Source organism: Pseudonocardia sp. SID8383 (genome assembly GCF_009864975.1).
In the GTDB taxonomy this organism is placed as follows: Bacteria; Actinomycetota; Actinomycetes; order Mycobacteriales; family Pseudonocardiaceae; genus Pseudonocardia; species Pseudonocardia alni.
The window spans coordinates 1-22,066 of record NZ_WWFY01000985.1 but is presented as its reverse complement, the minus strand read 5'-3'; the positions used below and the strand labels follow the sequence as shown (position 1 = coordinate 22,066).

The following is a 22,066-nucleotide window of genomic DNA, read 5'->3' as shown; positions in this document are numbered from 1 at the left end:
GGCCCGGGCGGCGTTCGCGCCGGGCCCGCCGTGCACCGCGCCGCCCGGGTGCGCCGACGCCCCGGACAGGAACAGCCGGTCGACCGGGGTGTCGGCGCGGCCCAGCCCGGGCGTCGGGCGGAACACCAGCTGCTGGTGCGGCGCGCAGGTGCCGGCGGTGATCGCGCCGTCGACGAGGTTGCCGTCGTAGTCCTGCAGGTCTGCGGGCCCGGCCACCGACCGGGCCCGGACCACACTCGTGAAACCGGGCGCGTGGTCCTCGACGACGCGCTCCATCCGGTCGGCCCAGCGCAGGACGTCGTCGCGACCCCACCCCAGCCCGCGTGGCACGTGGGTGTACGCCCACGCCGACTCGGTGCCGGGTGGGGACCGGTCGGGGTCGGCCGTGGTCATCTGGCCGAACAGCAGGAACGGTTCGCCGGGCAGCCGGCCGGCCGACAGGGCGGAGGCGTAGCGGCGCAGCCCGTCGACGTCGGCGCCGACGTGCACCGTGCCTGCCGACCGGGCGCTCAGCGCCGTCCACGGGACCGGGCGGTCCAGTGCCCAGTCGATCTTGACGGTGGAGAAGTCCCACTGGAACCGGTCGAGGTCGGCGACGAACCTCGCCGGCAGGTGCTCCTCGCCGACGAGGTCGCGGTAGAGGCGGGGTGCGTCGACGTCGGCGAGCACCGCGCGGCGGGCGAGGACCCGGCCGCCGTGGGCGTCGAGCACGCCGGTGGCCCGGCGACCCTCCACCAGTACCGAGGTCACCGGGCGGCCCACGTCGAGTCGCCCGCCGCGGGCGGTGAACCGGGCGACCAGCGCGTCTGTCAGGGCCCCGGAGCCGCCCGCGGGAACGGGGAACCCGATTCGCTGGCCGAGCATCGCGAGCAGCCATCCGTAGGCGGCGCTGGCCGCGTTGTCCGGTCCCAGGTCGGTGTGCAGGGCGTTGCCGGCCAGGAGCAGCGGTGCCGCGGTGCCGCCGAACCGCTCGGCGGCCATGCGCGCGACCGGTTGCAGCAGGGTCCGGGCCAGCCGCAACGTGTCCCCGGTCCCGAGCCGACGCCACAGCCGCGACGCGGCCCGGACCGGTGGGAACGGTCGCAACGCTGCCTCCAGCACATCGGTGCCGATCGCGTCCCACTCCGCGACCATGGCGCGCCAGGCGTCGCCGTCGCCGGGATGGTCGGTGTCGAGGGCGGCCGCGGTGTCGTCGAGGCTGCGGTGCAGCACGGCGCAGCGTCCGTCGGCCGTCGGGTGGGCGACGACCGCGGGCGCGTGCCGCCACACCAGGCCGTAGGAGGGCAGGTCCAGCTCGCGCAGTACGGGGGAGGCGGCCCCGAGCGGGTGGAAGGCACTGGCCAGGTCCGACCGGAACCCGGGCGCGGTGATCTCAGCGGTGCGGACCGCGCCGCCCGGGGCGTCGGACGCCTCGCAGAGCAGCACGTCCCACCCGGCGTCGGCGAGGAGGTTGGCGGCGACGAGGCCGTTGTGCCCCGCGCCCACGACGACGGCGTCGACGGTGTCGGTCACGAGTTCTCGCTCCCCTCTCCACGGGCGTGGGCGACGGTATGTGGGTGGTGCAGCTCGAATACCGGACGTTCGGAACGCATCGCCGGGAGCTCGGTGACGTTGTGCCGGGGCGGCGGGCAGGACGTCGCCCACTCCAGGGAGTTGCCGAACCCCCACGGGTCGTCCACGTCGACGACCCGCCCGAAGCGGTAGCTGCGGAACACGTTCCACAGGGACGGCAGGGTCGACGCCCCGAGCAGGAACGCGCCGATCGAGGACACAGTGGCCGAACAGCAAGACCGACGGCGTCCGGTAGGCCGTCGTGAGGTGCGCGGGACCCGTGTCACCGCACACCAGCAGGCTCGCCGCTGCCACCAGCGCGGCGAGTCCGACGGGGTGAGCGCGCCCGCCGAGGTCGGCCCCCGCAGGCGGCCCGGTCGCGCGGCTGACGGCTGCGGTGAGGTCACGCTCGCCCGGCCCGCGGGTCCGTCCAGCGGCTGACCAGCCCGGCCTCGGCGGGCCGCTGCAGCACGACGTCGAAGGCGGCCCCGGCGAGCTCGTCGAGTTCCAGCTCGCGGACCCGGTCCGGCCAGGACCGCCCGCAGCGCCCGCGCCCCCACGGCCCGCCATCGGGCAGCAGCGCCAGCAGGTAGTCGTGCGACGGACGAGCGCGTCCACGACCCGTGGACGCGCCACAGCAGGACCCGGCTCACGGCGTGGTCGCCGCGCGGGAGACACCGAACCGCACGGCGTAGGGGTTGAGACCGCGCGGCAGCGGCGCGGACGGGTCGAACGACTCCGGCGGCAGCAGTACCGTGTGGTGCCCGTCGAGCAGCGCCGCCAGCACCGTGGAGGCCACGAAGAGCACCAGCTCACGGGCCGGGCAGACCCCGTGCCCACCGCTGAACGGGGTGAGCATCCAGTCGTCGGTGGCGGAACCGTCGAGCCACTGGTCGACGTCGAGGGTGTCGGCGTCGGAGCGGCGGGTGTCGTCGCGATGCAGGAACCACGCCGGAACCAGCACCGAGGTGCCCGCCGCGAGGTCGCCGCCCGGCCACCGCGTAGCGCGTGTGGACTCGCGCAACAGCAGCGGCGTGGTTGGCCACAGCCGCGTCGACTCCAGCACCGCGGCACGCAGCACCGGCAGTTCGGGAGGCCCGTCCTGAGCCCCCTCGGCGATCTCGGCGCGGGCCCGTCCGCGCACCTGCGGGTGGGTGGCGAGCAGCGCGAGCGCCCGGAAGGTCACCGCGGCGCCGGGGTCCCAGGCGAACAGCCAGTGCCCGACCTGGTCCTCCGGCGTGATCCCCGTCCCCGGGTCCTGGGCGGCGATCCGGGCGGCGAGGCTGCCCGGGGCGGCCCGATCCAGGTGCCGCCGCACTCCGGCGGCGAAGCGTTCGCGCAGGTGGTCGTGGCGGGGGGCGAGGAAGGACCAGTTACCGCGCCCGCGCAGCCGGGTGAGGGTGTCGGTGAGGTCGTGGTCGTCGCGGGCCTGCGGGCCCAGCACGATGCGACGCACGGTGCGCCACCACGACCGCACGAAGTCGTCCCAGCTCAGCACACCGGTGCGGGCGGCGATGTCGCGCAGCGCGCCGGTCTCGGCCCGGGCGACGGCGGCGATGTGTGCGGCGTCGGTGTGCAGCGGCGTCCCGGTGTCGAGGACGGTCTCGGTGAAGCGGCGTCGCTCGGCGCGGGCGTCGCCGTGCGAGACGAGCACGCCGTGCGGCTGGAAGTGGCCGAGTGCGCCGCGCTTCTCCCAGGAGGCCGGGGCGAACGGCTCGGGGCCCTCGGTCAACACCCGCCGGACGCCGTCGCCGTCGAGGACCAGCGCGAACGGGCGTCCGGGCAGCGGAACCCGGACCGGGCCGTCGCCGTAGCGGGCGCGCAGCTGCTGCAGCAGCCGCACGGCTGCATCGTCGGTCCCGAGCCGCCCTGCCAGCGCCACCACGCGCGGTCGCCGGGCGATGACGCCCTGGGCGATGATCGGGCCCAACGCGGTGCCGAGCAGCCGCGCGGTGTCGGCGGGGGACAGGACGGGCAGCGGACCCGGACCGCTCGTCGCTGCCGGCTCCGACGAGGTGCGGGGCGGGTCCGAGGTCACGGCGTCGTTCGAGGGAGTGGCCATGCCCGGTCCGATACCCGCGGTCACGCCGAGCATGCCCCGGGGCCGGGCCGGGCCGGGCCGGTGCGGTGGATACGCCGCAGCGTGTGTATCGCGGTCTCCGAACCACGCCAGCCCCTTCGTCGACCCCGGCGGACCGGATGCCGGCGGACAGAAGGTCCACGTCCGGGAGCTGGCCCTGGCACTCGGTCGCGCCGGGCCGGGATGGGCGCGGCCGGCCGGCCCGCGCCGTCGAAGGCTACGGGCGGGGCCGGGTCGCCGGACGCGTCGCCCGGGTGCATCGGCGCGCGGTTCAGGAGTCGACGGGCAGCGTGCGCCGTACGACCGCGTCGTGTTCGGCGAGCCGTTCCAGCGCCGCACGCGTCGTCACGGGTGGTACCCGGTCGCGGTGAGCGTGGACGAAGCGCTGCCGGCGGGTGTCGGGCTCGCCGCGGTCGGCGGCGCAGAACTGCAGGAAGTGCTCGGCGATCTGCCGGTAGGTACGGCGGGTCGACTCGTCGTCGATCCGGGTCGCGAGCCAGGCGACGAACGGAGCGAGTCGTTCGCCGGTGTGCAGGGGATCCACGGTGATTCCTCGGCTTCTCGGGTGTGTGACCGACCACAGCTACCCGCCCCCGGCCGCGTCACACGGCAGGACCGCCGGATACGCGTTCGTGGACTGCACTGCGGTGAGATGGCCGTCCTGCCGCCGATGGCACATGACGTCGTCGCCCGCATCCGCGCGAGACGTCGAGGTCGTGCACCACTACGGGCCGGAGGTGACGGCCCCCCGGCCGACGGGACGCTGCGGAGCGTCTCGGCACGGCACGGGCAATGAACCGGCGTCGCGCGGGTACACGCCGCGCACCCGCACGCGTGGAACCCTGCTGCGCGGGCTCCGCGGTCCGCCGCGCACCTGGAGGTCAGCGTGTACATCACCGTCGTGTCCGGTTCACTCGATCCGTGGACCACCCCCGACCGCCCCGACTGGAGCGGCCGGGCCCGGCACCTGGGCGAAGTGGTCGACACGCTCGCCGCGGGTGGACACCACGTCGACGCCGTGGCCCCGGGTGACCCGTCCATCGCCCCCCCCCCGGGCGGTGGCCGGGTCGTCCACCGTGTCGCAGGAACGGCCGGCGCCCCGCCGGACCGTGTCGTGGAGGCCTTGACCGCGGCGCTGCGCCGGTTGTGGCGCGGCGGCCGGCCGGACGTCGTCCACACCCACCACTGGACGGCAGTGCTCGCCGCCCGCTCTGCCGCACCCGGCGTCCCGGTCGCCCAGCTCGTGCACGGCGCGGCAATGGAACCCGGCGGTGGGCGTGGGGCGGTGGAGCGGGCCGTGCTGCGCGACGTCGACCGGGTGCTGGTGACCAGCGTCGAGGACCGCCGGCGGCTGTTCGCCGCCGGCGTCGAACCGGATCGACTGCAGATCGTGCCCGCCACCGTCGACACCGACGAGTTCCGCCCCGCAGGCCCCACCCTCCGTCGCGGCGAGCGCCCCCGGCTCGTCGCACTGGGTGGCCTCGGCCTGCGCAGCGGCGCCGAGTACGCGGTGCGTACCCTCACCGGGGTACCCGCCGCAGAACTGCTGCTCGCCGGAGGCCGCCCGGCCGGGGAGCCGGACGCCGACCGCGACCGGCTGTTCGCGCTGGCGGCGTTGTGGTGTCGCCGACCGGGTGCGGTTCCTCGGCCCGGTCGCTCGTGTGGACGTGCCGCGGTTGCTGCGCTCGGCCGATGTCGTCGTCTGCCCGGAGCCGTACTGGACGACCGGGTTCGGCGCTCTGGAGGGGATGGCCTGTGGGTGCGCGGTGGTGAGCGCGCAGGTGAGTGCGCACACCGATCTCGTCGTCGACCAGGTGTCCGGGCTCGTCGTCGCCCCGCGGGACGCGGCCGCACTGGCCCGTGGGTTGCGGACGGCGCTCAAGGGGCGTTCCCGCTACCAGGCGCTCGGTCTGGCCGGTCGCAACCGCGTCGAGGCGGCCTACCGGCGCGCGCACGGCGTAAAGGCGATGGACCAGGCACTCGACCGGGCTCGGGCACGCTCGGCCGTCGCCGGCTGACCCGCCGCAGCGGAGGGAGGGGCGGGCCCGCACCGCGGGGCCCGTCCTCCTAGTGTCGCGGGTGGCGGCCCGGTCAGCCGTCCAGTTCCTCCCGCAGCCGGGCCACGATCCGGCTCAGCAGCCGGGACACATGCATCTGGGAGACACCGATCTCTGCGGCGATCTCGGTCTGGGTCTTGTCGCCGTAGAAGCGCAGCAGCAGGATGCGCCGCTCCCGGGCGGGCAGCTCGTCGATCCGGGCGCGGAGCTCGCCGCGCAGGGATGCGTACTCCAGTTCGGGGTCCTCGTCGCCGAGGCGCTGCCCGAGCGTCGGCTCGCCGTCCGGGCCGGGGGCGTCGAGCGACAGGGCGTGGTGGGTCTCCATGGCGCCGAGCGCGTCGACGACACGGGCGACGTCGACGTCCAGCTCCTCGGCCAGCTCGCTCGGCTTCGGGGCGCGGCCGAGCCGCTGGGTCAGCGCCAGTGCCGCCCGGTTCAGCCCGACGCTGAGCTCCTTGAGGTCGCGCGGGACGCGGACCGCCCAGCTGTGGTCGCGCAGGTACCGCATCAGCTCACCACGGATGGTCGGCACGAGGTAGCCGAGCGGGCCGCCGGTCGCGGCGCCCGGGTCGTACCGGTCGACAGCCTTGATCAGCCCGAGGGTGGCCGCCTGCTCGACGTCGTCCGCGGCGTGCGAGCCGGTGACGTAGCGGCGGGACATGTTGCGGGCCAGGGGCAGGAACTCGCAGATGATGCGGTCGCGCAGCGGCCCGCGGTCCGGATCGTCCGGCGCCATGGCGGCCAGGCGCTGCAGCTCGGGGGCGAGGTCGTCGTAGCCGTGAGGGCCGTCGCGGCGGGACCGTCGAGTGACGGTGGACTGCCGCTGGGCCGGGACGAGCACGGATGTCCGCATGGAGGCTCCCGATGTCGGTACGGGTGTCGTCTCCGCTGCGGTGTTCAACGGTGCCGGGTCGCGATCGAGATGACCCGGACTCTGAACGTACGAAGAGGACCGGAGCACCGCAAGACCGCTCACCGCACGGGCCTGCCCCACCGGTCTGCATGATGAGCGCTCTCCCGGCCCGCGCGCCGGGCGGGTCGCTCCACTGTCGCCGGTGCGATCACAGCCGCCCGCCGTGGCCCTCGGTGCCGGCGACACGCGGCGGCTGCGTCGACCGGACCTCGACGGTCGATCTCGCTCCTGACGATTCGCGAGAGGTGACCGCGGCCCGGGCGACAGCTCCGTCCGGCTCGGTGCCGCTGTGCACATCATCGCGTCGCCGCTACCGTCGCTCTACCTGATCAGTGCCACGATCGACCGCTCAGCACCAGGCCCCACGACACGCCGTGCCGGCGGCGAACATCTGACAGGAGTGAGGGCGACCGGATGAACTCCTACGACGCACCCACCTCCGCGGCCGAGCAGGTCCCCGACCTCGATGTCGGTCGATCGGGCAGGAAGCCCACCGCGCACCCGAGCGATGCACCAACGGTGGCGGAGCTCGGTGAGTCACTGCGGACGGCGTTGGCCACGTCCGCTCGTCGGCTCGTCGACACCCGGGTCGACTCGCCGCACAGCACGGCGATGCTGCATACCGTCGTCGCGAGCGCCCTGGACATGATTTCGTCGGCCGCGGGCGCGAGCGTGACGATGATCGACCGCCACGGAGCCATCACCACACACGCCCCCTCCGACGATCGGGTGGCCGGTGTCGACGAGTTGCAGGCGGCACTGGGTGAAGGGCCCTGCATCGACGCCCTGCGCAGCGTCGGCGACGGTGTCACCGACGTACCCGACCTGGGCGGGGGCGTCGTCCCGTGGCCGCGGCTGGTACCGCACGTCCGCAGGGCGGGCTTCGCCGCGGTTCTGTCCTTCCACCTGTCCGCCGGTCGCTCAGCGGGCGCGCTCAACCTGTGGGGCCGTGAGCCGGACGGCTTCACCGAGCACGAGCGGTTGCTCGGGGCGCTGTTCGCCGACCAGGCCGCGGTCGCGCTCGCCGGGGCGCGGCGGGCGACCGAGCTGACACGTGCACTGATCAACCGTGAAGCCATCGGGAGGGCCAAGGGCGTGTTGATGGAACGTTTCCGCATCTCCGACGGCGAGGCGTTCACGATGCTGATCGAGTCCTCGCAGAGCACGAACCTCAAGCTCGCCGATGTCGCGAACTGGGTGATCACCGATGCCGAGGCCGGCTACGCCGCTGAACGAGCAGCCGGGACCGTCGACCCGGCGTGAGACCACGCGCGGCTCGCGGCCCCGACTCGTTCCTCGACGCGCCCGGTGCCCTATCCGTGGTGTGAAGGGGTGCCGGGCGAGTTCACTTCTGCGGTGCGGCGACGACGTAGTCGTCGGGCAGGGGCTCCCCGGCCAGGTGCGCGTCGAGGATCTCCCGCACCCCGTCCGCGATGCGGGCCTGCGCCTCCACCGTCATGCCGGAGTAGTGGATGGTCAGGGCGTGGCGCGGCATGGCCCGCCAGGGGTGGTCGGCCGGCGCGGGCTGGGGGTACCAGGTGTCGCCGGCGTAGCCCCCCAGCTGTCCGGACTCGCAGGCCTCGCGGACGGCGTCGGCGTCGGCGATGGCCCCGCGGGCGGTGTTGACCAGCCACGAGCCGGGCTTCATCGTCGCGAGCCGCTCGGCGTCGAACAGCGCACCGGTGTCGGATGTCAGCGGGGTGGCGGCGCAGACGACGTCGGAGGTGCGCACCAGCTCGTCGAGCCGGGCGTACCGGACTCCGAGGGTCGCCTCCTCGGCCGGGCTCCGCCGGTGCCGCGCGTAGTAGAGGATCGTCACGTCGAATGCCTTGAGCCGTAACGCCGTCCGGGCGCCGATCGCGCCGAGCCCGAGGATGCCGACGGTCTTGCCCTCCAGGTCGTGCGCCTCCTGTGCGGCGTCGGCGACGTCCCAACGGCCCTCGGCGACCTGACGGTGGGCGGGCACGAAGTTGCGTACGAGCGCGAGGATCTGCAGCACGTTGTGCTCGGCCACGCTGATGACGTTGGAGCCGGTCACCTCGGTGACGCTGATGCCGCGGGCGGTGGCCGCGTCGGCGTCGACGTGGTCGGAGCCGATGCCCGCGGTGATGACGAGCGAGAGGTGGTGCGCCTTCGCCATGCGGTCGTCGTCGAGATAGACCGGCCAGAACGGGGTGGTGATCAGCACCTCGGCGTCGGCGAGCTCGCGGTCCAGCTGCTCACCGGTGTCGCTGGTGGTCACCAGCTCGTGCCCGGCCGCGGAGAGGCGGTCGGCGAGGTCGAGTCCGCGGGCTGCACTCGCGACGACATGGGGGTGGTGCTCGGGGTGGTCGTCCGGATAGAGGACGGCGACGACCTTCACGGGATCCTCCTCACGAGGGGTGGCGTACCGGCGGCGGCTACCCGGGCCTGCCGCGGACAATCACCGGGACGTGCGGCCGGTCCGGCACGTAGGCCCTGCAGGCGGTCCGATCGGGCCCGCTACGGCCCAGCCGGAACCCGACGGGGAAGGCATGCTGTGCCCCGGCCCGGGTAGGCGGCCCGTCCGGAGGAACTCAGGTCAGGAGGCTCGGTGCATCACTTCCCGAAGGACGAGTCCGTCATGGAAGCCGCGGACGGCCCTGGGGGACGCGTGGGCCCGGGCCCGCACCCCCACGATCCCGTCGACCGGATCGCCTCGGATCCGGACGCGCGCGCTCCCGGGCCGGATCCCGCCGAGCAGGCCGCGCGCGCGGGCGGGGATCCCGGATCCGTCGCAGAGGGTGGCCCGGACGTCTCGGCCGGGGCCGAGATCGGGCCGGACACCATTGTCGTCGGTGTGGACGGGTCTGCGGCCTCGCGCGCCGCGCTGCGCTGGGCTCTCGCCCACGGCGGGGCGGCCGGCGTCCCGGTGGTCGGTGTGACGGCGTGGCACAGCCCCGTTCAGACCTCGCCGCGTCGGGCTGCAGGCCGGTCCGAGACCGCCGAACGGGCCCTGGCCGATGCCCGGGCCGCGGTGCGCGCCGCCCAGGCCGGAGCCGACGTCCCGGTGCTGACCGGCCACGGCCGAGCGGCCGCTGTCCTCACCGAGCACTCGGCCGGGGCTGCGATGCTGGTGCTCGGCAACTCCCGCCCGGTCGCTCTCACCGCTGCCGCGTCGACGGTCGTGGAGTGCCTGCGGACAGCGTCGGTGCCGGTCGTCGTCGTTCCCGGGGCAGGGGAGTGACGCCGAGAACGCGGTACTCGTGAGCGATGCCGCGTGTCGGTGGTGACGACGACCGAGCCGGCAACGCGGGCATGTCGTCGGGGGCGCCGGCGTCGGGAGGTGGCGATCCGCCTCCCCACCGAGTCGTCGGCCACGTGCTCGTTCTCCCATGAATCGCGTGATCATCGCAGTGGATCTGACGGCCTTGTGACGGCGAATCTCGCTGGTCAGCTGCGGTGATCGGAGCGGCGTTCGAGGAATACGGTGTCCCGCCAACGACCGTCGTGCTGTCCGATGCGTTCGCGGACGCCGAGGGTGCGGTAGCCGGCAGCGCGGTGCAGAGCGAGGCTGACGCGGTTCTCGGGGAAGATCGAGGTCTGCAGGGTCCAGAGGCCGGCGTCGTCCGCGGCGCAGACCTGCTGACGGATGAGTGCTCTGCCGACGCCGCGGCCTCGGAATCCGTCGGCGACGTAGATCGAGGTTTCTCCGACGCCGCTGTAGACGGGCCGGGTCGAGACGGGGCGCACGGCGGTCCAGCCCACGACCTGGCCGTCGATCTCGGCGACCCAGCGGTGCTCGCGCAGCCAGCCGGCGTCGAGGTCGGTGCGGTCGGGCACGTCGGTCTCGAAGGTGGCGTGGCCGGTGGCGATGCCCTCGCCGTAGATCCGGAGCACCGCGTCCCAGTCGTCGCCGGTCATGGCGCGGACGGTGACGTCGTCGGGGATGTCGTCGGGGCAGCAGAGGCCGGGGGCGAGCAGGCCCATGACGGCGTCCGCGGCGTGAGGCAGGCCGGTGCAGCAGTTCGGGTTGACCGTGACCTGTGTGGTGGTGCCTTCCTTGCGGAGGATGACGAAGCCGGTCTCGGCCAGCTTGCGCAGGTGGTGCGAGCAGGTCGCCTGGCTGATGCCCACCAGCTCGGCGAGCCGGCCGACCGGGACCGGGTTCCCGGCCGTGGCGACGGCGTGCAGCAGACGCACCCGCACCGGCTCGGCGAGGCAGGCGAACCAGTGCGCGTAGGTGGTGGCGTCGTCCGCAGGGAGCTGTGCTGCCTGCGGGTCGGTGGGGAGCACGCTCATGAGCCCAGTATCGACGACGATCGATGGTTGCGTCCATCGATGTGGGTCGATACATTCGGCAGCATTAATCGATAATCGTCGATGGAGGCGGGATGGACGACAGTGCGGGGCTGCCGGTCGTGGTCATCGGTGCCGGCCCGGTCGGGTTGGCTGCGGCGGCCGAGCTGGCCGAACGGGGCGTGGAACCGCTCGTACTGGAGGCCGGGGCGAGCGCGGGAGCATCGGTGCTGCAGTGGGGTCATGTCCGGCTGTTCTCACCGTGGGGCTGGCTGATCGACCCGGCCGCGCAGCGGCTGCTCGCCCCGACCGGTTGGGTGAGTCCGGATCCCGAGGCCTATCCGACCGGTGCGGAGTGGGTCGCGGGCTACCTCGCGCCGTTGGCCGCTGCTCTGGGGGACCGAGTGCGGACCGGGGCGCGTGTGGTGGGAGTGACCCGGCGTGGTCGGGACCGGGTGGTCGACGCCGGTCGCGACAGCGAACCGTTGATCGTGCGGACCGCGGACGGACAGCGCATCGCCGCTCGAGCGGTGATCGACGCCTCGGGTACCTGGACGAGCCCGAATCCGCTCGGCGGTGATGGTCTGCCCGCGGTCGGTGAGGCGGAGGTCGCGCAGCGGGTGCGGGCCGTGATCCCGGACCTGACCGATGCCGCGCAGCGGGCCCGCTACGCCGGTCGGCACGTCGTCGTCGCGGGGTCGGGGCACTCTGCGTCGACCGCGTTGGCCGGGCTGGCGGCGCTCGCCCGTGAGGAGCCGGGAACCCGGATCTCGTGGGTGCTGCGCCGGCCGGGCTTCGGTCAGGTGTTCGGCGGAGGCGAGGGTGATCAGCTCCCCGCTCGCGGGGCGCTGGGGGTTCGGGCGTCCGAGGCTGTCGAAGCCGGGCTGGTGGATCCGGTGTTCGGATTCCGCACCGAGCGGATCGAGCAGGTTGCCGACGGGACGGTGGTCCTGGTCTCGGACGAGGGTCGCACGCTGTCCGGCGTGGACGAGGTGCTCGTTCTGACCGGGTTCCGGCCCGAGCTGGGCTGGTTGTCGGAGGTGCGGACCGAGCTGGATCCGACGCTGCAGGCGCCGGTCCGGCTGGCGCCGCTGATCGACCCGAACGTGCATTCCTGCGGGACCGTGTACCCGCACGGTGTCGCCGAGCTGGTGCACCCCGAACCGGGGTTCTACCTGGCGGGGATGAAGAGCTACGGGCGCGCGCCGACGTTCCTGGCCCGCACCGGCTACGAACAGGTCCGATCGATCGCCGACGCCCTGATCGGTGATCACGAGGCTGCCGCACGCGTGGAGCTGGTGCTCAACGAGACCGGTGTCTGTGGGGGAGCGGGACTGTTCGACGCCGACGAGTCGGACGCCGCGACGGCATCAGGTAGCGGTTGTTGCGGTCCCACCGTCCCTGATGCGGATCCGGCCGGGGCAGCCTCCTCGTCGTGACCTCCGACGAGACGACGACGCGGCCCGCTCGCCGTCGCGGTGGGCGGGCCGGCGGAGGGTTGACGTCCCGTGGCCGGTGGCGGGTCCTCGTGGTCCTGTGCGTCACCGAGATCACCAGCTGGGGCGTGCTCTACTACGCCTTCCCCGTGCTGGCGCCGTCGATCGCGGCCGACACCGGATGGTCCGTCCCGTCGGTCACCGCGGCGTTCTCCGCGGGGCTGGTGGTCTCCGCGCTGGTCGGGATCCCGGTCGGGCGTGTGCTGGACCGTCACGGTCCCCGCTGGGTGATGACCGCGGGCGCGGTCGTCGGCGTGCCGGCCACTCTCCTGATCGCGACGGCCGGATCGTTCCCGGCCTTCGTGGTGGCGTGGCTGCTGGCCGGGATCGCGCAGGCAGCGACGTTCTACCCGCCGGCGTTCGCGGCCCTGACCCGGTGGTGGGGTTCCGACCGGGTTCGTGCGCTGACCGTGTTGACCCTGGTCGCGGGCTTGGCCAGCACCGTGTTCGCCCCGCTCGCCGCGGCGCTGCTGGAGCCGTTCGGATGGCGGGAGACCTACGTGGTCCTCGCCGTCGTCCTCGGGGTCGTCACGATCCCGGCGCACCTGTTCGGGCTGCGCGGCTCGTGGCCCGACCCGGTCGCCGATCCCGTCCGCGACGGCGCCGCTCCGGCGGTCGTCGACGACGATCCGGCACGGATCCGGCACAGCAGAGCGTTCGGGCTGCTGGTCGTGGTGATCACTCTCGGCGGGTTCACCAGCTTCGCCGTCACGGTCAACCAGGTGCCACTCCTGCTCGACCGCGGGATGTCGACCGATCTCGCCGCCTGGGCCCTGGGTCTGGGCGGACTCGGACAGGTCCTCGGCAGGCTCGGCTACGGCCCCCTCGTCCGGCGCAGCACCGTGCGCGGCCGCAGCATCGCCGTGATGGCCGCGCTCGGCGCCACCACGATCCTGCTCGCCGTCCTGCCGGGGCCGGTGTGGGCACTGATCGCTGCTGCGATGCTCGCCGGCGCCGCCCGCGGAATCTTCACCCTCCTGCAGGCCACGGCGTTGTCGGACCGCTGGCACCCACGCGTCTACGGCCGTCTCAACGGGATCCTGTCCGCACCGGTCATGGTCGCGGTGGCGATCTCCCCCTGGGCGGGGAGCGCGCTCGCGGGTCCGCTGGGTGGCTATCCCGAGGTGTTCGTCGTACTCGCCGGAGCCGCGGTGGTCGCCGCCGCGCTGGCAGGCGGAACCCTGCCGCGTCGAGCGGACTGACGGCGGCGACCCGGTCCGTCCCCATCTGTTCACTTGACCGATGGATTCGATACTGATCAAAATAGACGAGTGTCGAACCAGGAGTCGATCTGTCGCTCGGTGCTCGTGGAGCGCCCCCTCGACGAGTCGGAGTCGACCGAACTCGCGCGGGTGTTCAAGGCCCTCGGGGAGCCGGTACGCCTGCGGCTGCTGTCGCTGATCGCCTCGCACGCGGGGGGCGAGGCGTGTGTGTGCGACCTGTCCGGCGTGTTCGAGGTGTCCGGCCCGACGATCTCGCACCACCTCAAGGTCTTGCGCGAGGCGGGTCTGATCACCGGGGAGCGCCGGGGGACCTGGATCTACTACCGCACGGTCCCGGCCGCCCTCGGTCGTCTCGCGGGCCTGCTCGATCCGGCCGCCGACACCGACACGGCCCCTGCCACCACCGCACCTGCGAACTGACGTACGAGGACTGACGTGACCAACCAGAACACCACCGACGGCGGCGCCGCTGTCGTCGCCCGTCTGTCGACCCTGGACCGCTTCCTGCCGGTCTGGATCATCGCGGCGATGGCGGCCGGCCTGCTGCTCGGCCGCCTGGTCCCCGGGCTCGCCCCGGCGCTGGACGCCCTGGCCGTCGACGGCGTCTCGTTGCCGATCGCGCTCGGCCTGCTGATCATGATGTACCCGGTGCTGGCGAAGGTCCGCTACGACCGCCTCGACACCGTCACCGGTGACCGCAGGCTGTTGCTCACCTCGCTGCTGCTGAACTGGGTCCTCGGCCCGGCGCTGATGTTCGCGCTGGCCTGGTTGATGCTGCCCGACCTGCCCGAGTACCGGACGGGTCTGATCATCGTCGGGCTCGCCCGGTGCATCGCCATGGTGATCATCTGGAACGACCTCGCCTGCGGTGACCGCGAAGCCGCCGCAGTGCTGGTCGCGCTGAACTCGGTGTTCCAGGTCGTCATGTTCGGCGTGCTGGGCTGGTTCTACCTCTCGGTCCTGCCCGGATGGCTCGGCCTGCCGGTGACCGACCTCGACGTCTCCACGTGGGAGATCGTCAAGTCCGTGCTGATCTTCCTCGGCATCCCGCTGCTCGCCGGCTACCTCACCCGCAGGCTGGGGGAGCGGGCCAAGGGGCGTGACTGGTACGAGGAGAAGTTCCTTCCCCGGATCGGGCCGTTCGCGCTGTACGGCCTGCTGTTCACGATCGTGCTGCTGTTCGCCCTGCAGGGCGAGGCCATCACCTCACAGCCCTTCGACGTCGCCCGTATCGCGCTGCCGCTGCTCGCCTACTTCGCCCTGATGTGGGCCGGCTCCTACGCCCTCGGGCGGGCCGTCGGCATGGGTTACGAGCGCACCACCACCCTCGCGTTCACCGCCGCGGGCAACAACTTCGAGCTCGCCATCGCCGTCGCCATCGGTGCGTTCGGCGTGACCTCCGGGCAGGCGCTCGCCGGCGTCGTCGGGCCGCTGATCGAGGTGCCGGTGCTGGTCGGGCTGGTCTATGTCTCCCTGTGGCTCCGCCGTCGTCTGTTCCCCGCACAGCCCGATGTCGTGTCCCGCACCTGATCCACCACGTCCACACCACGATCGCCCTTCGAGGAAGAAGGCCCGCCATGACCGGTCCGTGGCACCGCGACACCCTCTCGATCGACCAGCAGCTCGCCCTGACCACGGCGGCCACGAACCTGGCCCGGGAGTTCGACGACACGTTCGGCACGGAGACCATCGAGCGGTTCCTGCACTCGTCCTACGACGAGTTCGCCGGCCGCGCGGTCGTGCTGAACTTCCTGCCGCTGCTGGCCGAGCGCTTCGCACGCCAGCGGCTGCGGGCCCTGGCACGGGTCGAGGGCCATGACGACGACGGACGACCGGTCGCGCTGTTCCTCTGCACCCACAACGCCGGCCGGTCACAGATGGCCCTCGGCTTCTTCACACACCTGACCGGGGACCGGGCCGTGGGCTGGTCGGGCGGTTCGTCCCCTGCGCACACGGTCAACCCGGCCGCCGTGGCGGCCATGGCCGAGGTCGGCATCGACATCAGCTCCGAGTTCCCGAAACCCTGGACCGACGAGATCGTCCGCGCCGCCGACGCGGTGATCACGATGGGGTGTGGCGACGCCTGCCCCATCTTCCCCGGCCGCCGTTACGAGGACTGGGACATCGCCGACCCGGACGGTCTCGACCTCGCCGCCGTCCGTCCGATCCGGGACGCCATCGAGCAGCGGGTCCGCCGACTCGTCGACGAGCTGCTGCCCGCCCCGGTCCGACATCGATCCCACCCCTGACCACCGATCCCAGGAGAGCACCCTGATGGTCGACGCCATCCCCGAAGTCCTGTTCGTCTGCGTCCACAACGCAGGACGGTCCCAGATGGCCGCCGCCCTGCTGGACCACCACGCCGCCGGAGCGGTCCGCGTCCGCTCGGCCGGCTCCGCACCGGCCGAGAGCATCAACCCCGCGGTCCGCGAGGTCATGGCCGAGAGCGATATCGACCTCGGCGCCGAGATCCCGAAGCGGCTGACCACCGACGCCGTCGACGCCGCCGACGTCGTGATCACCATGGGCTGCGGCGACGCGTGCCCGGTGTTCCCGGGCAAGCGCTACCTCGACTGGCAGCTCGACGATCCCGCCGGGAAGACCGTCGACGAGGTACGGCCGATCCGCGACGACATCGATGCCCGGGTCCGTGCCCTGCTGGGCGAGCTGACCGGTATCAAAGCGGAAGCGAAACCGTCGTGACCGCTACCCCGTCGGTCCTGTTCGTCTGCGTCCGCAACGGCGGCAAGTCCCAGATGGCAGCCGGCCTCATGCGGGCCGCTGCCCGGGACCGGGTCGAGGTCCACTCCGCCGGTACCAGCCCGGGTAGTGCCGTCAACGCCCTGGCCGCGCAGGTGCTGGGTGAGTCCGGTGCGGACATCACCGGCGAGACGCCCAAGCCCATCGACCCCGAGCTGCTCCGTCGCGTCGACCTCGTGGTCACCCTCGGCCGGGAGGCACACGTCGACGGAGGGGACATCGAGGTTCGCACTTGGGACACCGACGAACCCTCTGCGCGAGGGATCGAGGGACTCGAACGAATGCGCCTGATCCGCGACGACATAGCGGCTCGGGTCGACCTGCTGCTTGCTGAGCTGGCCGGCCCACCTCCGGAATCGCGAGGCCCGCTCGTGTAGTTGTCGACGTTGGCTGAACCCGGGGCACCCCAGAGCCTGCACTGAACCCGGGGCGCTTCACTGCCGAACTCCGCCAGTACCAGCACCCCGCTCGAGGGCCTCTCGAACACGCATCACGGGGTCGCAGGATCAAATCCTGCCGTCCCGACGGTCGGAACGAGGCGGTATCCCCTTCGGCTGGTGCCGCCTTCTCCGCGTCCGACCTCGGGGCGACGCCCGAGGGGAATGATCGCCAGCGACCACGAACAAGTCCATTGTGGTCTGAGCGTGGAGTGGACGTGGAGCATGCAGCTCCACGATGCGGGATGGGGTTCGGTGCTCCGCTCCGCCTCGACGGAGCGGTGCCTGTGCCCGTAGGGCGACCACGACGTGTTCCGGTCCCCGCTCCCGCACGGTTCGGAGAAGGTGCGGGTCCGCGGGATGGGCTACCGGATCGGATCGGCGAACGCGTCAGGCAAGCCGTCCGAGGGCACCGCCGTCCGAGCCACAGCTTTCCGCGACAGGACGCCGTGGACGAGCGCGGCGGGTGGTCCCGCTGGTGGTCAGGCGCTGGGGGTCGGTACCGACGCTTCGCGAAGCTCCATCAGCACGGCGTCACCGGCCACGCGGAGCCCGCCGGCGGATCGCTGGACCTGCCCGATCTCCCGCGCGCGGTCGGCGAACCCGGGTTCGTGCAGCAACCGCAGCAGCCTGCCGTGGGTGTCGTCGACGTCGATGCGGTCCGGCCGCTCGACGGTCAACCCGATCCCCGTGTCGACCGCACGGACCGCGTGGTCGAACTGGTCGACGAGGGTGGGACGGACCAGCACGGGAACCCCGAAGTAGAGGCTCTCGTGGATGCTGTTGCTCCCCCCGTGGGTGAAGAACGCCCGGACGTGCGGGTGCTCCAGGACCCCGAGCTGGGAATGGACCCAGGGCACCACCTTCAGGTTCGCCGGCAGCTCGGCGGGCAGGAGACGCTGCTGGTCCCGGTGCAGCACCCAGAGCAGGCCGTGGTCGTCGCCGAGCCTGCGGGCCAGCTCGACGAGTGACCGGACCTGATCGGCCGTCATCCGGGTCACCGAGCCGAACGCCACGTAGACGACCGACGGGTGCGCGTCGAGCCACTCGGTGACGGCCGCGTCGCGCTCGTCGTGGCGGCTCGGGGGGACGAGCGCCCCCACCATCCGTACCCGGTCCGGGACCGGTAGCGGGTAGTCGACCCCGGGGACGGTGAAGCAGAGCAGGGAGCGGGCGCCCTCCTGCTGGACCGGGGCGCGCAGCGTGCGCGGGTCGAGCCCGAGCTCGCCCATCCGCTTGTGCAGCCGGACGGCCCTGCGCAGCACCGAACGGTCGAGGAACAGGCTGCCCACGCCGATCCGGAACCAGATCCGGTCCAGCTCCTGGCGCAGGGTGCGGCGCAGCGGCAGCCCGGACGACGGCGGGGGGAACCCGCGCGGCAGGTCGTGCTCGACGAGGCTGCTGAGCAGGCACGGTGCGGTGATGACGTAGGGGATATCGCGGGCCAGCGCGACCAGGACGGCGTGCGTGGCGAACCGGTTGATCACCATCAGGGCGGGGCGGACACGCTCGACGACCTCGTCGAGGGCCTGGTAGCGCTGCAGCAGGTGGTCGACGTCGAACAGCTGCCGGGCCCGTGCGCGCAACGCGCGGACCCGGGACCGCTGGTAGATCCGGTCATAGGTCGCGTCGTCCATCATGGTGAGTGCCAGCGCCGGGTTCACCGGGCCCAGGGAGACGAACTCCACCGCGCTGCGGTCGGCGATCTCCTCGACCGGGCCGCGGAGGTTCTCGTCGGCGGCGAACACGAGGTCCGGTACGCCGCGCCGGGCCAGCTCGCCGGCGAGCGCGAGACTGGTGGCGGCCTCCCCGGTGGAGTGGGTACAGCAGAACAGGACCGGCCGCGCACCGGCCTGATCCGCCTCCTGTCCGGGGCCGTCGGCCCGCTGCGTGCCGGTGGTCTGCTCCATGCGGCCAGTGCACCACCGCGGGGGCCGGGAAAACCCCGGAGTCACGCCGCCGGTGGCGGCGGCAGATGCACCGCGGTGACGAGCAGGCCCCGGTCGGCGTGCCAGCGCCCGGGGAACACCGGCACGCTCCGTCCGCCGACGACCGGGCCGGGGACGAGCAGACGGGCGGAGAACGTGCCGGCCGCGGCGTCGAACGCGATCTCGGCCTCGTCGAAGTCCAGCTCGCGACCGGTCAACGGGTACCAGGCCTTGAAGACGCTCTCCTTGGCGCTGAAGTACATCCGGTCCCACGCGATGTCCGGCCGCCGCCGTCCCAGCCCGGCGAGCAGCGCCCGCTCGGAGGGCAGGGTGACGGTCTCCAGGACCCCGGCGGGCAGCGGTGCGTCCGGCTCGGCGTCGATGCTCACCGCGGCGGACTCGGCGACCGAGGACACCGCGGCCGCCCGGTACCCGGTGCAGTGCGTCATGCTGCCGACCACCCCAGGCGGCCACTGCGGGGCTCCGCGACGGTTCGGGAGGATCGGGGCGGGGGAGCGGCCGAGCCGGCCCAGCGCGCGGCGGGCGAGCCTGCGCACCGTGGTGAACTCGCGCCGCCGGGACTCCACGGCCCGGGCGACGAGCTCGCGCTCCTGGGGGAAGAGGCCCTCGCCGGGGTGCTCCTCGTCGTCGTAGGCGCACTCGGTGACGACCCGGCCGGGCAGCACGTGCTCGATCACCGCACACCCCCGGCGACCGGCAGCGGCAGCACCGCGCGCAACGGTTCCCGGGGCGGCCGGGGCCGCCATTCGCGCGGATAGCCCACCGACACCTCCTCGAAACGGACCCCGTCGTAGTAGGTGACGCGGGGGATGTGCAGGTGGCCGTAGACGACGGCCGCGGCGCGGAACCGGACGTGCCAGTCGGCCGTCAGCTCGGTGCCGCACCACTGCGCGAACTCCGGGTACCGCAGCACCCGCGTCGGATGACGCAGCAGCGGCCAGTGGTTCACCAGCACCGTCGGCAGGTCCGGGTCGACCGCGGCCAGGCGGTGCTCGGTCAGCGCGGCCCGGCGTCGGCACCAGGTGGCGCGGTCCGGGTAGGGGTCGGGATGCAGCAGGAACTCGTCGGAACAGACGACACCCGCGTCGTGAGCGATCCGGAGCGACTCCGCCGCCGTCGTCGCGCCGGGGGCGCGGAAGGAGTAGTCGTAGCCGACGAACAGCGGGGCGACGGCGACCGGTCCGCCGGGACCGTCCCACACCGGGTACGGGTCCTCCGGAGTGGTGACGCCCAGCTCCCGGCAGGTCTCGACGAGCGCCCGGTAGCGCGCGTCGCCGCGCAGCGTGCAGGGGTCCTGCGGATGGGTCCACAGGTCGTGGTTGCCCGGGGTCCAGAGCACGCGTGCGAAGCGGCTCGCGAGCAGACGCAGGGTCGACTCGATGTCGGCGTACATCTCGCCGACGTCACCGGCGACGATCAGCCAGTCGCGCTCGGTGGACGGGCGCAGCGACTCGACGAGCGCCCGGTTCTCGGCGTGCACGACGTGGAGGTCGGCGACGGCGAGCAGCTGGGGTTCGGGCACGGTGGGTCCTCCCGGTCGGTCGGGGAACGGTCAGGGGGCCAGGGTGTCGGCGTCGCTGGTACGCGCGGCGTGCAGCCGGGCGTAGGCGCCACCGGCGCGCAGCAGTGTGTCGTGGGTGCCCTGCTCGACGATCCGGCCGGCGTCCATGACCACGATCCGGTCGGCGTCGCGGATCGTCGACAGCCGGTGCGCGATCACGAAGCTGGTCCGCCCGGTCCGCACGGTGGCCATCGCGCGCTGGATCAGCAGCTCGGTGCGGGTGTCGACGGAGCTGGTGGCCTCGTCGAGGACGAGCACGGCGGGGTCGGCGAGGAACGCCCGCGCCACCGTGATCAGCTGCTTCTGTCCGGCGCTGGCGCCGCCGGAGTCCTCGTCGAGGACGGTGTCGTAGCCGTCGGGCAGCGTCGCGACGAACGTGTCGACGCAGGTGGCGCGGGCCGCCTGCTCGATCTCGTCGCTGGTCGCGCCGGGCGCGCCGTAGGCGATGTTCTCGGCGATGGTCCCGCCGAACAGCCAGGTGTCCTGCAGGACGAGCCCGAACCGGGACCGCAGGTCGGCGCGGGTCATCGTCGCGGTGTCCACGCCGTCGAGCAGGATCTGCCCGCCCTCGATCTCGTAGAAGCGCACGAGGAGGTTGCCCAGGGTGGTCTTCCCCGCGCCGGTGGATCCGACGATCGCGACCGTGCTGCCCGGCTCCACGGTCAGCGACAGGTCCTCGATGAGCGGGACGTCGGGGACGTAGCGGAACGACACCCGGCGGAACTCGACCCGGCCCGCCGGTGCCGCGGGCACGGCAGGGCGGGCCGGCTCGGGCGACTGTTCGGGCGCGTCGAGCAGCGTGAACACCCGCTTCGCCGACACCACCCCCGACTGGAGCCGCCCGGCCACCGAGGCGATCTCGACGATCGGCTGGCTGAACTGGCGGGCGTAGAGGATGAACGCCTGCACGTCGCCGAGGGTGAGCGAGCCGGAGAGCACCTTCCACGCGCCGAGGACGGCCACCACCAGGTACCCGAGGTTCGCCACGAACATCATCACCGGCTCCATCGCGCCGGACGAGGTCTGGGCCGACGCCCCGGCCCGGTACACCGCGTCGTTGCACTCGGCGAACCGGCGCCGCGCCTCGTCCCGGCGGTGGTGGCCGCGGATGAGGGAGTGCCCGGTGCAGACCTCCTCGACGTGGGCGTTGAGCGCGCCGTTGGCCTCCCACTGTGTGGTGAACTGCGGGTGCGCGTGGCGACCCAGCCCGACCGCGAGCAGCCCCGCCAGCGGCACGCTGAGGATCATCACCATCGCCAGCGACGGCGAGATCACCACCATCAGCGTGAGCATCGCGACCAGCGACAGGAGCGAGGTGATCAGCTCGGCCAGGGTCTGTTGGAGGGTCTGCTGGAGGTTGTCGACGTCGGTGGTGGTACGTCCGAGGGTCTCGCCGGCCGCATGCCGGTCGTAGTGCCGCAGCGGGAGGCGGGACAGTTTCGCCCGGGCCCGGCCCCGCAGGTCGTGGATCACCTGCCACACCACGGATGCGACGATCCGGCCCTGGACGAGCGTGAACAGCGACGCCCCCAGGTAGACCACGAGCAGGACCAGCAGCAACCTGGCGACCGAGTCGAAGTCGACACCGTCGGCGGGGCCGGGGCTGCCCGCTGCGGGCCCGCCCGCTCCGCCCGGACCCAGGACGCCGACCGCGATCAGGTCGGTCACCCGGCCCAGTAGCAGCGGGCCGACGGCGTTGAGCGCGATCCCGGCCACGCCGGTCAGGACGGCCAGCGCCACCGGCCCGCGGTGCGGCCGCAGCAGCCCCACGAGCCGGCGCGC

General features: G+C 73.1%; 20 protein-coding genes and 1 pseudogene. 10 read left to right on the top strand and 11 right to left on the bottom strand.

Annotated elements, in window-relative coordinates; translation table 11 throughout:
• The 4 genes and pseudogenes from GTW08_RS23335 to GTW08_RS23315 all read right to left on the bottom strand — a co-directional run.
• Window positions 1–1,512, bottom strand: a 1,512-nt coding sequence (locus GTW08_RS23335; protein WP_161152535.1) for an FAD-dependent oxidoreductase, incomplete at its 3' end; no start/stop codon positions are given.
• Window positions 1,509–1,775, bottom strand: a pseudogene (locus tag GTW08_RS32140) (cytochrome ubiquinol oxidase subunit I); the annotation flags it as partial. The gene GTW08_RS23335 and the pseudogene GTW08_RS32140, both read right to left, overlap by 4 nt.
• 425 nt (window positions 1,776–2,200) lie before the next feature.
• Entirely contained in the window at window positions 2,201–3,613 is a 1,413-nt protein-coding gene (locus GTW08_RS23320) for a cytochrome P450 (protein ID WP_083658381.1), read from the bottom strand.
• A gap of 289 nt (window positions 3,614–3,902) precedes the next feature.
• On the bottom strand, window positions 3,903–4,175 hold the full coding sequence (locus GTW08_RS23315; protein ID WP_083658379.1) for a hypothetical protein: 273 nt from the start codon (window positions 4,173–4,175) through the stop codon (window positions 3,903–3,905).
• 931 nt (window positions 4,176–5,106) lie between these two features.
• On the opposite strand from GTW08_RS23315, the gene GTW08_RS32130 reads away from it, so the two are divergent.
• Window positions 5,107–5,649: a glycosyltransferase gene (locus GTW08_RS32130; protein WP_202417588.1), complete on the top strand. Its 543-nt coding sequence runs from the start codon at window positions 5,107–5,109 to the stop codon at window positions 5,647–5,649.
• Window positions 5,650–5,722: 73 nt separating this feature from the next.
• Here the strand turns inward: GTW08_RS32130 and GTW08_RS23300 are convergent, their stop codons facing one another.
• A complete protein-coding gene (locus GTW08_RS23300) occupies window positions 5,723–6,541 on the bottom strand; it encodes a sigma-70 family RNA polymerase sigma factor (protein ID WP_073575149.1) in 819 nt (272 codons plus the stop codon).
• Between the two features lie 672 nt (window positions 6,542–7,213).
• Between GTW08_RS23300 and GTW08_RS23295 the strand changes: the two genes are divergently transcribed.
• On the top strand, window positions 7,214–7,864 hold the full coding sequence (locus tag GTW08_RS23295; RefSeq protein WP_073575387.1) for a GAF and ANTAR domain-containing protein: 651 nt from the start codon (window positions 7,214–7,216) through the stop codon (window positions 7,862–7,864).
• An 82-nt stretch (window positions 7,865–7,946) separates the two neighbouring features.
• Here the strand turns inward: GTW08_RS23295 and GTW08_RS23290 are convergent, their stop codons facing one another.
• Entirely contained in the window at window positions 7,947–8,963 is a 1,017-nt protein-coding gene (locus tag GTW08_RS23290; RefSeq protein WP_073575148.1) for an NAD-dependent formate dehydrogenase, read from the bottom strand.
• A 240-nt stretch (window positions 8,964–9,203) separates the two neighbouring features.
• Between GTW08_RS23290 and GTW08_RS32570 the strand changes: the two genes are divergently transcribed.
• On the top strand, window positions 9,204–9,806 hold the full coding sequence (locus GTW08_RS32570) for a universal stress protein (protein WP_255497739.1): 603 nt from the start codon (window positions 9,204–9,206) through the stop codon (window positions 9,804–9,806).
• A gap of 206 nt (window positions 9,807–10,012) precedes the next feature.
• Here the strand turns inward: GTW08_RS32570 and GTW08_RS23280 are convergent, their stop codons facing one another.
• The gene (locus tag GTW08_RS23280; protein ID WP_073575147.1) at window positions 10,013–10,861 is read right to left on the bottom strand and encodes a helix-turn-helix domain-containing GNAT family N-acetyltransferase; all 849 of its coding nucleotides are present in this window, start codon (window positions 10,859–10,861) and stop codon (window positions 10,013–10,015) included.
• Window positions 10,862–10,953: 92 nt separating this feature from the next.
• Here GTW08_RS23280 and GTW08_RS23275 point away from each other — a divergent pair, with 92 nt between their 5' ends.
• The 7 genes from GTW08_RS23275 to GTW08_RS23245 all read left to right on the top strand — a co-directional run bounded on the left by GTW08_RS23275 (window position 10,954) and on the right by GTW08_RS23245 (window position 16,714).
• The gene (locus GTW08_RS23275) at window positions 10,954–12,297 is read left to right on the top strand and encodes an FAD-dependent oxidoreductase (protein ID WP_073575146.1); all 1,344 of its coding nucleotides are present in this window, start codon (window positions 10,954–10,956) and stop codon (window positions 12,295–12,297) included.
• Window positions 12,298–12,386: 89 nt separating this feature from the next.
• Window positions 12,387–13,556, top strand: coding sequence for an MFS transporter (locus GTW08_RS23270; RefSeq protein WP_083658370.1), 1,170 nt, complete (start codon window positions 12,387–12,389; stop codon window positions 13,554–13,556).
• A gap of 69 nt (window positions 13,557–13,625) precedes the next feature.
• On the top strand, window positions 13,626–13,997 hold the full coding sequence (locus tag GTW08_RS23265) for a metalloregulator ArsR/SmtB family transcription factor (RefSeq protein ID WP_073575144.1): 372 nt from the start codon (window positions 13,626–13,628) through the stop codon (window positions 13,995–13,997).
• A 15-nt stretch (window positions 13,998–14,012) separates the two neighbouring features.
• On the top strand, window positions 14,013–15,107 hold the full coding sequence (gene arsB, locus GTW08_RS23260; protein WP_073575143.1) for an ACR3 family arsenite efflux transporter: 1,095 nt from the start codon (window positions 14,013–14,015) through the stop codon (window positions 15,105–15,107).
• A 47-nt stretch (window positions 15,108–15,154) separates the two neighbouring features.
• Window positions 15,155–15,826, top strand: coding sequence for an arsenate reductase ArsC (locus tag GTW08_RS23255; RefSeq protein WP_073575142.1), 672 nt, complete (start codon window positions 15,155–15,157; stop codon window positions 15,824–15,826).
• 25 nt (window positions 15,827–15,851) lie between these two features.
• Complete coding sequence (locus GTW08_RS23250; RefSeq protein WP_073575141.1) at window positions 15,852–16,280, top strand: arsenate reductase ArsC; 429 nt, start codon at window positions 15,852–15,854, stop codon at window positions 16,278–16,280.
• Window positions 16,277–16,714: a low molecular weight phosphatase family protein gene (locus tag GTW08_RS23245; RefSeq protein WP_073575140.1), complete on the top strand. Its 438-nt coding sequence runs from the start codon at window positions 16,277–16,279 to the stop codon at window positions 16,712–16,714. The genes GTW08_RS23250 and GTW08_RS23245 overlap by 4 nt, the downstream gene beginning before the upstream one ends.
• Window positions 16,715–17,256: 542 nt before the next feature.
• Here the strand turns inward: GTW08_RS23245 and GTW08_RS23240 are convergent.
• The 4 genes from GTW08_RS23240 to GTW08_RS23225 form a co-directional block, all read right to left on the bottom strand.
• Window positions 17,257–18,684 carry a glycosyltransferase gene (locus GTW08_RS23240; protein WP_083658368.1) on the bottom strand — a complete coding sequence of 476 codons (1,428 nt, stop codon included), beginning with the start codon at window positions 18,682–18,684 and terminating at the stop codon, window positions 17,257–17,259.
• A 41-nt stretch (window positions 18,685–18,725) separates the two neighbouring features.
• On the bottom strand, window positions 18,726–19,400 hold the full coding sequence (locus tag GTW08_RS23235; RefSeq protein WP_073575139.1) for a 4'-phosphopantetheinyl transferase family protein: 675 nt from the start codon (window positions 19,398–19,400) through the stop codon (window positions 18,726–18,728).
• The gene (locus tag GTW08_RS23230; protein WP_073575138.1) at window positions 19,397–20,245 is read right to left on the bottom strand and encodes a metallophosphoesterase family protein; all 849 of its coding nucleotides are present in this window, start codon (window positions 20,243–20,245) and stop codon (window positions 19,397–19,399) included. Before GTW08_RS23230 ends, GTW08_RS23235 begins: the two co-directional genes overlap by 4 nt.
• Before the next feature lie 30 nt (window positions 20,246–20,275).
• Window positions 20,276–22,066, bottom strand: a 1,791-nt coding sequence (locus GTW08_RS23225; RefSeq protein WP_161152534.1) for an ABC transporter ATP-binding protein, incomplete at its 5' end; no start/stop codon positions are given.